The following is a 12,338-nucleotide window of genomic DNA, read 5'->3' as shown; positions in this document are numbered from 1 at the left end:
GTATTTTGCGGGAATTGGTACGGACCAATGACATGGTGCTGGTCTCCGCCATCGGCGCGCTGCTCGATAGCGCTAACATCCATCATCTGGTGCTGGACCAGAATATGAGCATCATCGAGGGCTCGCTCGGCGTGCTGCCGCGGCGGATCCTTGTGCATGAGGACGACAACCACGAGGCCCGCCAGCTCCTGACCGATGCCGGCCTCGGCCACGAATTGCGGGCCGATGACTAGAGCGTTTTCGAGCGAAATGGGCCCCGGTTCGCGTGAAGAAAACGCGTCAAAAAGCGAGTCTCCGGCCGCCGGGATCACCGAAGACGGATTTCTCGGGGGCCAATTGCGCCTGCGGCAACCCCGCAGCGGCCACCGCGCCGGCCATGACGCGATCCTGCTCGCCGCGGCGACGCCGGCTCGATCAGGCGACCGCGTCGTCGATCTCGGCTCCGGCGTCGGCGCGGCCGGGCTGGCCGTGGCGCGGCGGGTGAGGGGGATCAATCTCGTCCTGGTCGAAATCGACCCGGCCCTGGCCGAGCTTGCGCGGAATAATGCCGCCACCAACGCGATCATGGCGGAGGTGATCGTGCTTGATGTCGAAGCCGGCGCCGCAGCCTTCGATGATGCCGGCCTCGGGCCGGATAGCGCCGACGTCGTGCTGATGAACCCGCCGTTCAACGATCCGTCGCGGCACCGCGCCTCGCCGGACGGTGTGCGCGAGCGCGCCCATGTCGCGAGCGCGACCACGCTGGCCGGTTGGGTTCACGCGGCGCGGCGGATTCTCAAGTCGAACGGGCAGCTTGCGCTGATCTGGCGGGCCGACGGCATTGCCGAGGTGCTGGCTGCGCTGGACCGTGGTTTTGGCAGCCTCGAGATCCTGCCCGTTCACGGCGACGGGACGTCGCCGGCGATCCGAATCCTGGTGCGGGCGACCAAGGGCGGCCGGGCGCCGACGCGGCTCCATGCCGCACTGCTGCTCAATGAAGAGTCAGGCGTGCCCAATAAATGGGTGCAGGAGGTGTTGGCTGGGAAGGGGGAATTGCCGCTGGCGCGGCGCTAAAACGATCATGCTCGAACAAGAAGCCAAGGCGCGATGGCATTGCGCTTTAGCGGGCAGGCATGCTGCCCACGTCGTCAGAGGCACTAAATCACTGCGAAGCCGTTTCCGACTGGCGGTCCGGCGTGGACGTGAAGTGGATCGCCGCCAGGAGTGTACCGATCAGCAAAATCAGCAGATAGATTTTCATGAGTCCCTCTCCGCCCGCGCATTGCAGCCCCAATGACAAAATGCAAAACGCGTTCCACGGATTCCAATGACAGTGGCGTGATAAAAAGTGGTTAATTCGAGGTAACGGCATGAGTGAACAAATAAGTGATCACGCTGGACGTTCGGGACTGCTCGAACGCGTGCAGGCAGTGTTGCCGGCGCGCTTCAGGCGCGGCGCGGCCGTCGTGCCGGTGGTGCGGCTGGCAGGCGTGATCGGCGCGGTGACGCCGCTGCGGCCCGGCATGACACTCTCCGGCGTCGCCAAGATGCTGGAGCGCGCCTTTGGCACGCGGAATGCCAAGGCGGTGGCGCTGGTGATCAATTCGCCGGGCGGCTCGCCGGTGCAGTCGCGGCAGATCTATCTGCGCATCCGGCAACTCGCCGCCGAGAAGAAGCTGCCGGTATTGGTGTTCGTCGAGGACGTCGCGGCCTCCGGCGGCTACATGATCGCCTGCGCGGGCGACGAGATCTATTGCGACCCGTCCTCGATCCTCGGCTCGATCGGCGTGGTCGGCGGCAGCTTTGGCCTGGAGGGGCTGATCAAGAAGATCGGGGTCGAGCGCCGGCTGTATACGGCGGGCAGCCACAAGGCGATGCTCGATCCGTTCCTTCCCGAGAACCCCGACGACGTCGCCCGGCTGAAGGCGATCCAGCGCGAGATCCATGCGATCTTCATCGCGCTGGTGAAGCAGAGCCGCGGAAGCCGCCTCAAGGGTGCCGACGACATGCTGTTCACCGGTGAATACTGGGCCGGCGATACCGCGATCGGTCTCGGGCTCGCCGACGGCATCGGCGACATCCGCTCCACTTTGCGGGCCCGCTATGGCGACAAGGTGCTGACCCCGGTGATTGCGCCGGCCAGCGGCTTGCTGTCCGGCCTGCTCGGCCGGCGGGCGCCGGGGGCGGGATCGCTGGCGGCGCTGGATGGACTGGCCGCGCTGCCGGACGAGGTGATCTCGGCGCTGGAAACCCGGGCGATTTGGGCCAGATTCGGGCTGTGAACACAGGGATGTGAGCGCGCCATTTAGCCCCAAAACCGCGATTGCGGCGCAGGCCGCCTTGCGCGAGAATGCCTGTCATTGGGGGCCTGACAGACGTGAACGACAAGGATCGATGATGCCGCCGCTGATTGCATTCGCAGGCGTCTTGGGAAGCCTGGCCGTGGTCCGCTGGGCGTACAAGACGGCCGTCCGGATCAACCAGGAACTCGAAGAGGCGCGATTGTCCCGCGTGGCCGAGGCCACCCGCGCGGGCGAAATTAAGACCCTGCGCCGCGACCCCGTGACCGGGGCCTATCGCCCGGGCTAGGGGGCTTGGATCTCCCTCGCCCCGCGCTTGCGGGGAGAGGGCCGGGGTGAGGGGCTGTTTCCGCAGATTCGAAAGACCTAAGTTCGCGGAGAGTCCCCCTCACCCGAAATGCGCGCTGCGCGCGAATTTCGACCTCTCCCCGCAAGCGGGGCGAGGTGCAGAAACATCCTCCATCGCCTTGATTCCATTGGCTGCCGCCGATACGGTCCCGCGCGCCTCACACCCCCTCGCGAGATCGATTCCAACGATGGACGCCCTGCCTGACCACATGCGCCCGGAACGTTCGTTCCAGGGCTTCATCCTGGCCCTCCAGCGGTTCTGGGCCGAGCAGGGGTGCGTCATCCTGCAGCCCTACGACATGGAAATGGGCGCCGGCACCTTCCATCCCGCGACCACGCTGCGCGCGCTGGGGCCCAAGCCCTGGAACGCGGCCTATGTGCAGCCCTCGCGCCGGCCCAAGGACGGCCGCTACGGCGAAAATCCCAACCGCCTGCAGCACTACTACCAGTTCCAGGTGATCATGAAGCCGTCGCCGCCGAACCTTCAGGACCTGTACCTGAAGTCGCTGGCCGCGATCGGGATCGACGCCGCCGTCCACGACATCCGCTTCGTCGAGGACGACTGGGAAAGCCCGACCCTCGGCGCCTGGGGCCTCGGCTGGGAGTGCTGGTGCGACGGCATGGAAGTGTCGCAGTTCACCTACTTCCAGCAGGTCGCCGGCGTCGAATGCGCGCCAGTCGCGGGCGAGCTTACCTACGGACTCGAGCGGCTCGCGATGTATGTGCAGGGCGTCGACCGCGTCTACGACCTCAACTTCAACGGCCGCGAGGGCGCCGAGAAGGTGACCTATGGCGACGTCTTCCTGCAGGCCGAGCAGGAATACTCACGACACAATTTCGAGCACGCCGACACCGCGATGCTGTTCGAGCAGTTCAGGATGGCCGAGGAGGCCTGCCGCAAATATCTCGCCGCCGGCTGGCGTGAGGGTGGGAATCAAAAGGAACATCTGATGGCCTTGCCGGCCTACGACCAGTGCATCAAGGCGAGCCACGTGTTCAACCTGCTCGACGCCCGCGGGGTCATCTCGGTGACGGAGCGGCAGAGCTACATCGCCCGCGTGCGCGACCTGGCGAAGGCCTGCGGCGAGGCATGGATCCACACTGAAACGGGCAGGGCGGTCTGATGCCCGATCTTCTCCTCGAACTGTTCTCCGAAGAAATTCCCGCGCGCATGCAGGCGAAAGCGGCCGACGATCTGCGCCGCATGGTGACCGACAAGCTGGTCGCTGAAGGCCTGGTGTATGAGGGCGCCAAGGCATTCGCGACCCCGCGCCGTCTTGCGCTCACCGTGCACGGCATTCCCGCGCGCCAGCCCGATTTGAAGACCGAACGTCGCGGCCCGAAGATCGGCGCCCCTGATGCGGCGGTGCAGGGCTTTCTGAAAGCGACCGGTCTCACGTCGCTGGATGAAGCAAAGGTCCAGAAAGATGCGAAGGGCGACTTCTACATTGCGCTCATCGAAAAGCCCGGCCGTGCCGCGATCGACGTGATCGCGGAAATGCTGCCGGTGATTATCCGGACCTTCCCCTGGCCGAAATCGATGCGCTGGGGCGCGCGCTCGGCGAAATCAGGCTCGCTCACCTGGGTGCGCCCGCTGCACGCCATCACCGCGACCTTCGGTCTGGAGACCGAGGAGCCCGACATCGTCAAGTTCTCCGTCGACGGCATCGAGGCCGGGCAGACCACCTATGGCCATCGCTTCATGGCGCCGGGTGCGATCTCCGTGCGCCGCTTCGAGGATTACGAGGCCAAGCTGAAGGCCGCGAAGGTGATCCTCGATCCGCAGGCGCGCAAGGACATCATCCTCGAGGACGCCAAGGAGCTGGCGTTCGCGCAGGGCCTCGAACTGGTCGAGGATCAGGTACTGGTCGACGAGGTTTCGGGCCTCGTCGAATGGCCGGTCGTGATGATGGGATCGTTCGAGGAGCAATACCTGTCGATCCCCGACGAAGTGATCCGCGCCACCATCCGCAACAACCAGAAGTGCTTCGTGGTCAGGGATCCCAAGACGGGCAAGCTGACCAACAAGTTCGTGCTGACCGCCAATATCGAGGCGCCCGACGGCGGCAAGACCATCGTCGCCGGCAATGAGCGCGTGATCCGTCCGCGGCTGTCCGACGCAAAATTCTTCTACGAGACCGATCTGAAGACCAAGCTGGAAGACCGGCTGCCGAAGTTCGAGCAGATCGTGTTCCACGAGAAGCTCGGCACCCAGGCGGAGCGCATCAAGCGGATCGAGCGGCTCGCCGCCGAGATCGCGCCGCTGGTCGGCGCCGACGTCGCGAAGACCAGGCGCGCCGCGCGCCTCGCGAAGGCCGATTTGCTGACCGAAGTGGTCGGCGAATTCCCGGAGTTGCAGGGCCTGATGGGCAAGTACTACGCGCTGGCGCAGGGCGAGGATGCGTCCGTCGCCGCCGCGAGCGAGGACCACTGGAAGCCGCAGGGGCCGACCGATCGCGTGCCGACCGATCCGGTCAGCGTCGCGGTCGCGCTGGCGGACAAGCTGGACACGCTCGCCGGATTCTGGGCGATCGATGAGAAGCCGACGGGTTCGAAGGACCCGTTCGCGCTGCGCCGGGCAGCGCTCGGCGCGATCAGGCTGATCGTCGAGAATACGCTGCGCCTGCCGATCCTGAAGACGGCCAAATCCGCGTTGCTCGGATTGTCGCTCAAGGCCGATGCCGAAACGCTGCCGAACGATCTGCTAGCCTTCTTTGCCGACCGTCTGAAGGTCCAGCTCCGCGATCAGGGCGCGCGTCACGATCTCGTCGATGCCGTGTTCTCGCTTGGTGGCCAGGACGATCTGCTGCTCGTCGTCCGGCGCGTCGAGGCGCTCGGCAAATTCCTCGACAGCGACGACGGCAAAAACCTGCTCGCTGGCACGAAACGCGCCAGCAACATTCTCGCGATCGAGGAGAAGAGGGACAAGCGGACCTTCGACGGCGCGCCTGACGCCGCGCTCTACACGCTCGACGAAGAGAAGACGCTGGCCAAGGCGATCGACCAGGTGAAGGCCGAGGCCTCCGCCGCCGTCGCCAAGGAAGACTTCGCCGGCGCGATGAGCGCGATGGCCAAGCTGCGTCCGGCGGTCGATGCGTTCTTCGACAAGGTCAAGGTCAACGACGACGATCCGAAGGTGCGCGAAAACCGCCTGAAGCTGCTCAACGAGATCCGCGCCGCGACGCGTGCGGTGGCGGATTTCTCCAGGATCGAGGGCTGATCGATGGACCGCGCGACGCTCGCCGCTTACGACAAGGATGCGGCGGCGTTTGCGCAGGACTGGCACGAACAGCCGGCCCCGGTCGATCTGCACGACATCGTCACGCGGTTCTTCATCCGGGGCGGCGCGACCGCCGATATCGGCTGCGGCAGCGGCCGCGAGGTGGCTTGGCTCAATGCCAACGGCTTTCCGGCCGAAGGCTTCGACGCCTCCGGGGGCCTGCTCGCGGAAGCCTGCGCCCGCTATCCGGCGCTGCGCTTTGCCCGCGCCGAGCTGCCGGACCTGTCCGGCACCGCCTCCGGCAGCTTCGACAATGTGCTCTGCGAGACCGTGATCATGCATCTCGATCACGCGCTGATCGCGCCGTCGGTCCGTCGCATGTTCGATATCGTGAAGCCCGGCGGCATCTTCTATCTGAGCTGGCGCGTGACCAGAGGTGACGATGCGCGCGATGCGCATGGCCGGCTTTACGCGGCGTTCGATTCCGCGCTGGTGCGGGCCGAGCTGGCGGCGGCCGAGTTGCTGCTCGACGCGGAGGTCGTCAGCGCATCGTCCGGCAAGGTCATTCACCGGCTGGTCGCCAGCAAGGGCGCGCGATGATGGCGCGGCTCGCGACATGCGCCTGCGGACAGCTCCGCGTCACCTGCCAGGGCGAGCCCACCACAGTAGCGCTGTGTCATTGCCTGGAGTGTCAGAAGCGAACCGGCAGCACCTATGGCGTCGCGGCGTTCTTTCCGCGCGCTGACGTCGAGCCGCAGGGCGAGGCGCGCGAATACAGCCGCATCGGCGGCAGTGGATCTGCCGTGGTGTTTCATTTCTGCCCGAATTGCGGATCGTCGGTCTATTGGGAGCCCGGTCGCGCGCCGGACCTGATCGGCGTTGCGGTCGGCGCCTTCGCGGACCCCGATTTTCCCGCACCGTCGCAATCGGTCTTCACGCAGCGCCGCCACGCCTGGGTCGTCGACAAATAGACCACCGCCGCAGCGATTTGCGTCGCGCTGGAAATATTTCGACACAATTTGCAATTTGTTGACCATGCCCTGCGAAGGTCCTGACAAAGCAACGATTTCTGAAGACATCGCCCCTCGCGCCAATGCAGGGACCGCCCGATGACCTCGATCGGCACCACGCCCAATCCCTACGCCCAATATGGTTCGGCCTATGCGCGGGCAGCAGCGACGCCGTCACTGGCGGCGACCTTGTCGGGCGACGGCACCGCCGGCGATCTGTCGGCGTCCTCGACGGCCAACGCGGCAACCAACCTCACGCTGTCGGACGCCGCCCGCGCGCAGCTCGCCAAGGCGCCGCTGCCGGATTTTGCCACCGTCACCAGCGATGCGCGGATCACGCTCGACCGGCTCTACACGGTCGCCGGCGTCAAGGCGCCGATCGTCGACGGCAAGACCACCATCGATCTCTCGACGCTGGACCGTCGCTCGCTGTTTGCGATCTCGACCAACAATGGCGGCAAGTTCACCCCGGACGAGCAGACTGTTGCGGCCACCGAGCTGAAGCAGCGCTTCGACAAGGCGTTGGAGCCGTCGCTGGCGACCACGCGCCTGACCGGCGACTACAGCATCAGCTACAAGACCGCGCTCGATTATCTCGATGGTGCGAGCGATGAGGAGAAGGCCACCGCAACCTGGGCCAGCCAGCGCGCCGCGGTGCTGAAGGGCTATCAGGCGACGCAGCAGGATCCGAACACGGCACCATCGGGAATTTCCGGCGATCCGATCGCGGCCTCGCTGGCGGGGACGGCGCCTCCCACAAAGAGCACCACGCGCGACTTCAGCAGCATTGCCAGCGACGTGCGCGCCTTCCTCGATCGGCAGAAGAGCGAGGCGGCGAAAAGCGGCAAGGAGCTGGTCTACGATCCCCGCCGCAAGACCGGACAGCTCGCCGACCTTTCCTCGCTCGACAACCGCTCGCTCTCGGCGATCTCGCTGAACCAGGACAAGAAGTTCTCCACCGAGGAGATCTTCGCGGCCAAGCAGGAACTCAATACGCGGACGCGTCTCGCCGTGCTCGACGCGCTGAAGCAGAGCCAGACCGCCGGCGATCCGCGCCAGTTCAGCCTCGGCATCCTCAAGCAATATTCCTCGATGAGCGCGGAGGAGCGCCAGGCTGCCAACTGGACGCAGGATTTCCAGGACGCCGCGATCAAGAGCTACAAGTCGACCTCGACGCTACTCTCGATCCTCAAGTCGTAACCCGGCACGGCATCAGAACGGAAGAGCCCCGCCCGGAGGGGAGGCCGGACGGGGCTTTCTGGTCCGGTCGATCCTCGCGCACATCCGCTTGCGCGGCGCCCGGACTGTCGTTCAGGCGATCGTGCTGACGTTGATCTAGTCGACCACCTGAACGATCCGTCGCGAACGCGGCTCGACCAGAACGGTCTCGCCGTTCACGACGGTGTAACGATAGGGCGTCGCGCCGAACCGCTGCGGCACGTCGTAAGTGGTCACGCCGGCGTCAGGCAGCACGGTGCCGACCACGACGCGATCCGGAACCGTGTAGTTCGGTACACGCTCGCGCACGATGTATTCGCGGAATGCCGGACGCTGTTCGACCGCGATGCCTCCGTCATCATCGACGGCGACAGCCGGACCACCGCGGACGATGCCAACGGTCTGGGCCTGTGCGGCAACAGCCGGCACCGTGATCGCGGCAGCAACCGCTGCAACGGCAAGTAATCTGTTTCGCATGGCTCGCTCCATTCTTTTTCGGTGCGCGCCAGCCTTCGCCGATGCGCACGGCGAGCCAATGCATCGGCTGCGGTGATGTTCCGGAAAGCCGCCGCCATATACGCGGCAATTTGGAGCAATTTTCGTGAGTTGCGGGAACTCGTCGGCGGGACGGGCGTCTTGATGTGGGAACTTCCCTCAGCGGATAAACTGCCGCTCGATTCGCTCCTCCAAAAACCCCCGGAGAAAACTTCAATGACCATCACCGCTGGGCATCTGCCTGCTATCGTGGCTCTAATCGCAGGCGTCCTAATCCTGATCATGCCGCGGCTCCTCAACTACATCGTCGCGATCTATCTGATCTTCGTCGGGCTCGTGGGGATGGGTCTGCTGCGCTGGTTGCACCTCTAGCGGGAAAGCGGGGTTTCGCGGCTTGCGCGGAACCCCTCAAAATGGTGTAAGGCGCGCATCTTCGACCCCTCCTTCCGGATTGTTGTCTGACATGGCCAAAGCCGTCGCGAAGTCCAAGAAAACTGCTGCGAAAACTGCCGAGAAAACAGCAGCGAAATCAAAGCCCTCCGCCGCAGCCCGCAAGGCCGCCCCGGCGCGCAAGGCGCTGAAGAAGAGCGCCCCGAAGGCGGCGCCGAAAGCCGCTCCCAAATCGGCTGCAAAGCCGGCCGCAAAGCCCGCTGGCAAGGCGCCGGCGAAGGCCGTTGCGAAGAAGGCGGCCCCGGCTGCGATCAAGGCCGGCAAGTGGGTCTATACGTTCGGCGACGGCAAGGCCGAGGGACAGGCGACCTTGCGCAATCTGCTCGGTGGCAAGGGCGCCAACCTCGCGGAAATGGCCAATCTCGGCCTGCCGGTGCCTCCCGGCTTCACCATTCCGACCTCGGTCTGCACCTATTTCTACGAGCACGACAAGACGTATCCGAAGGAATTGAAAGCACAGGTTGAGAAGGCGCTCGACTATGTCGGCAAGCTGACCGGCAAGACGTTCGGCGACGCCAAGAACCCGCTGCTGGTCTCGGTCCGCTCGGGCGCGCGCGCCTCGATGCCGGGCATGATGGACACCGTGCTCAACCTCGGCCTCAACGACCGCACCGTCGAGGCGCTCGCCGAACTCTCCGGCGACCGCCGCTTCGCCTATGACAGCTATCGCCGCTTCATCACGATGTATTCGGACGTCGTGCTCGGCTTCGAGCATCATCACTTCGAGGACATCCTCGACACCTTCAAGGACGGCCAGGGCTATTCGCTCGACACCGACCTCACCGGCGACGACTGGGTCGAGCTGGTCGGCAAGTATAAGGAGGCGGTCGCCAAGGAGACCGGCCACGACTTCCCGCAGGATCCGCACGATCAGCTGTGGGGCGCGATCGGCGCGGTGTTCTCATCTTGGATGAACGCGCGCGCGGTGACCTATCGCAAGCTGCACGACATTCCGGAATCCTGGGGCACCGCCGTCAATGTGCAGGCGATGGTGTTCGGCAACATGGGCGAGACCTCGGCCACCGGCGTCGCGTTCACCCGCAATCCCTCGACCGGCGAGAGCAAGCTTTACGGCGAGTTCCTCATCAACGCGCAGGGCGAGGACGTTGTCGCCGGCATCCGCACGCCGCAGGACATCACCGAGGAGGCGCGCCAGGAATCCGGCTCCGACAAGCTGTCGATGGAAGCCGCGATGCCGGTCGCGTTCAAGGAGCTGACGCGGATCTACACGCTGCTCGAGAAGCATTACCGCGACATGCAGGACATGGAGTTCACGGTCGAGCAGGGCAAGCTGTGGATGCTGCAGACCCGCGGCGGCAAGCGCACCGCGAAGGCGGCGCTGCGCATCGCGGTCGAGCTCGCCAATGAAGGCCTGATCTCGCGCAAGGACGCGGTGACGCGGATCGATCCGGCCTCGCTCGACCAGCTGCTGCACCCGACCATCGATCCGGCCGCCAAGCGCGACGTGATCGCGACCGGCCTGCCGGCGTCGCCTGGCGCTGCCTCGGGCGAGATCGTGTTCTCGTCGGACGAAGCGGCCAAGCTGCAGGCCGACGGACGCAAGGTCATCCTGGTCCGTATCGAGACCAGCCCGGAAGACATCCACGGCATGCACGCCGCGGAAGGCATCCTCACCACCCGCGGCGGCATGACCTCGCACGCGGCGGTGGTTGCGCGCGGCATGGGCAAGCCCTGCGTCTCCGGCTGCGGCACCATCCGCGTCGATTACGGCCGCGGCACCATGAGCGTGGGCTCGCGCACCTTCAAGACCGGCGACGTCATCACCATCGATGGCTCGGTCGGCCAGGTGCTGGCCGGCCGCATGCCGATGATCGAGCCGGAGCTGTCCGGCGAGTTCGGCACGCTGATGGGCTGGGCCGACGAGGTCCGCAAGCTCGGCGTTCGCGTCAACGGCGATACGCCGGACGACGCGCGCACCGCGGTGAAGTTCGGCGCCGAAGGCATCGGCCTCTGCCGCACCGAGCACATGTTCTTCGAGGAGACCCGCATCCGCACCGTGCGCGAGATGATCCTCTCCGAGGACGAGCAGTCGCGCCGCGCCGCGCTGTCGAAGCTGCTGCCGATGCAGCGCGCCGACTTCGTCGAGCTGTTCGAGATCATGCAGGGCCTGCCCGTCACGATCCGCTTGCTCGATCCGCCGCTGCACGAGTTCCTGCCGCACACCCAGGCCGAGATCGAGGAAGTGGCGCGCGCCATGAACACCGATCCGCGCAAGCTCGCCGACCGCGCCCGCGAACTCTCCGAGTTCAACCCGATGCTCGGTTTCCGCGGCTGCCGTCTCGCGATCGCCTACCCGGAGATCGCCGAGATGCAGGCGCGTGCGATCTTCGAGGCTGCCGTCGAAGCCGGCAAGCGCACCGGCAAGCCGGTCGGTCTCGAGGTGATGGTGCCGCTGATCGCGACCAAGGCCGAGTTCGATCTGGTCAAGGCGCGGATCGATGCGACAGCCAACGCGGTGATGAAGGAAACCGGCGTCAAGCTGAGCTACCAGGTCGGCACCATGATCGAGCTGCCGCGCGCCTGCCTGATGGCGGGCGAGGTGGCCGAGACCGCGGAGTTCTTCTCCTTCGGCACCAACGACCTGACGCAGACCACCTACGGCATCAGCCGCGACGACGCCGCGAGCTTCCTCGGCACCTATGTCGCCAAGGGCATCCTCGAGATCGATCCGTTCATCTCGGTCGATCGCGACGGCGTCGGCGAGCTCGTCAGGATCGGCGTCACCCGCGGCCGCAAGACGCGTCCGAACCTCAAGGTCGGCATCTGCGGCGAGCACGGCGGCGATCCCGCGTCGGTCGCGTTCTGCCACGAGGTCGGGCTCGATTACGTCTCGTGCTCGCCCTATCGCGTGCCGATCGCGCGTCTCGCCGCGGCGCAGGCCGCGCTCGGCAAGGAGATCGCCAGCCAGGCGTGAGCGATCTTACAGTTCAGAGAGTGCGATGGCCGGGACCAAGTCCCGGCCATTTTTGTTTGTTGAGGCAGCCTGAATATATAGCGTCATTGCGAGCCAACGGGTCGCGAATGCGCGCCCGATGACAGGCTCCGCGAAGCAATCCATGTTTCCACTTGCCGAGCCATGGATTGCTTCCGCCTTCGCCAAGGCTTCGGCGGACAAGTCGTCGCTGTCGCTCCTCGCAATGACGGCGGGTGGCTGCCGTGCCTGCAACACTTTGTTCACCATCTCCGTTGACTTGTTGTTTACGACTTTCATGCGCCGCGCGTTTACCAAGGCGCGCAATGCAACGTGCGAAACATGCGCGATCGCTTGAGTGTAGCGCGCGAGCAACGCCGATTAAC

Annotated in this window: 13 protein-coding genes; 11 read left to right on the top strand and 2 right to left on the bottom strand. The window is 65.5% G+C overall.

The genetic code is table 11. From position 1 onward, the window contains the following. Window positions 1–5 precede the first annotated feature (5 nt). From ACVMIH_RS17400 to ACVMIH_RS17360, 9 genes are all read left to right on the top strand, one after another. On the top strand, window positions 6–233 hold the full coding sequence (locus ACVMIH_RS17400; RefSeq protein WP_026193157.1) for a putative signal transducing protein: 228 nt from the start codon (window positions 6–8) through the stop codon (window positions 231–233). A 16-nt stretch (window positions 234–249) separates the two neighbouring features. Then, window positions 250–1,053 (top strand): tRNA1(Val) (adenine(37)-N6)-methyltransferase, encoded by an 804-nt coding sequence (locus ACVMIH_RS17395; protein ID WP_456866502.1) that lies wholly within the window; start codon window positions 250–252, stop codon window positions 1,051–1,053. Window positions 1,054–1,349: 296 nt separating this feature from the next. Then, complete coding sequence (locus tag ACVMIH_RS17390; protein WP_057014921.1) at window positions 1,350–2,261, top strand: S49 family peptidase; 912 nt, start codon at window positions 1,350–1,352, stop codon at window positions 2,259–2,261. Between the two features lie 115 nt (window positions 2,262–2,376). Further along, a complete protein-coding gene (locus tag ACVMIH_RS17385; protein ID WP_026193154.1) occupies window positions 2,377–2,568 on the top strand; it encodes a hypothetical protein in 192 nt (63 codons plus the stop codon). 247 nt (window positions 2,569–2,815) lie between these two features. Then, on the top strand, window positions 2,816–3,751 hold the full coding sequence (locus ACVMIH_RS17380) for a glycine--tRNA ligase subunit alpha (RefSeq protein ID WP_057014922.1): 936 nt from the start codon (window positions 2,816–2,818) through the stop codon (window positions 3,749–3,751). Then, entirely contained in the window at window positions 3,751–5,847 is a 2,097-nt protein-coding gene (glyS, locus tag ACVMIH_RS17375) for a glycine--tRNA ligase subunit beta (RefSeq protein WP_057014923.1), read from the top strand. The genes ACVMIH_RS17380 and glyS overlap by 1 nt, the downstream gene beginning before the upstream one ends. Window positions 5,848–5,850: 3 nt before the next feature. Continuing rightward, entirely contained in the window at window positions 5,851–6,447 is a 597-nt protein-coding gene (locus ACVMIH_RS17370; protein ID WP_057014924.1) for a class I SAM-dependent methyltransferase, read from the top strand. Next, entirely contained in the window at window positions 6,444–6,818 is a 375-nt protein-coding gene (locus ACVMIH_RS17365) for a GFA family protein (RefSeq protein WP_057014925.1), read from the top strand. The genes ACVMIH_RS17370 and ACVMIH_RS17365 overlap by 4 nt, the downstream gene beginning before the upstream one ends. A gap of 138 nt (window positions 6,819–6,956) precedes the next feature. Beyond that, window positions 6,957–8,057: a hypothetical protein gene (locus tag ACVMIH_RS17360; RefSeq protein WP_057014926.1), complete on the top strand. Its 1,101-nt coding sequence runs from the start codon at window positions 6,957–6,959 to the stop codon at window positions 8,055–8,057. A gap of 135 nt (window positions 8,058–8,192) precedes the next feature. Here the strand turns inward: ACVMIH_RS17360 and ACVMIH_RS17355 are convergent, their stop codons facing one another. Next, window positions 8,193–8,552, bottom strand: a complete 360-nt coding sequence (locus ACVMIH_RS17355; RefSeq protein WP_057015097.1) for a DUF1236 domain-containing protein — start codon at window positions 8,550–8,552, stop codon at window positions 8,193–8,195. Between the two features lie 234 nt (window positions 8,553–8,786). On the opposite strand from ACVMIH_RS17355, the gene ACVMIH_RS17350 reads away from it, so the two are divergent. Continuing rightward, the gene (locus ACVMIH_RS17350) at window positions 8,787–8,942 is read left to right on the top strand and encodes a DUF3096 domain-containing protein (protein ID WP_016844375.1); all 156 of its coding nucleotides are present in this window, start codon (window positions 8,787–8,789) and stop codon (window positions 8,940–8,942) included. Window positions 8,943–9,033: 91 nt separating this feature from the next. Further along, window positions 9,034–11,955, top strand: a complete 2,922-nt coding sequence (gene ppdK / locus ACVMIH_RS17345; RefSeq protein WP_057014928.1) for a pyruvate, phosphate dikinase — start codon at window positions 9,034–9,036, stop codon at window positions 11,953–11,955. A 6-nt stretch (window positions 11,956–11,961) separates the two neighbouring features. On the opposite strand, the gene ACVMIH_RS17340 is transcribed toward ppdK, so the two are convergent. After that, the gene (locus tag ACVMIH_RS17340) at window positions 11,962–12,327 is read right to left on the bottom strand and encodes a hypothetical protein (RefSeq protein ID WP_156436015.1); all 366 of its coding nucleotides are present in this window, start codon (window positions 12,325–12,327) and stop codon (window positions 11,962–11,964) included. Window positions 12,328–12,338: the final 11 nt, after the last annotated feature.

This window comes from Bradyrhizobium sp. USDA 4503 (assembly GCF_054055815.1).
Note: the sequence above shows the minus strand (reverse complement) of the source record. Positions and strands in the feature narration are given on the sequence as shown.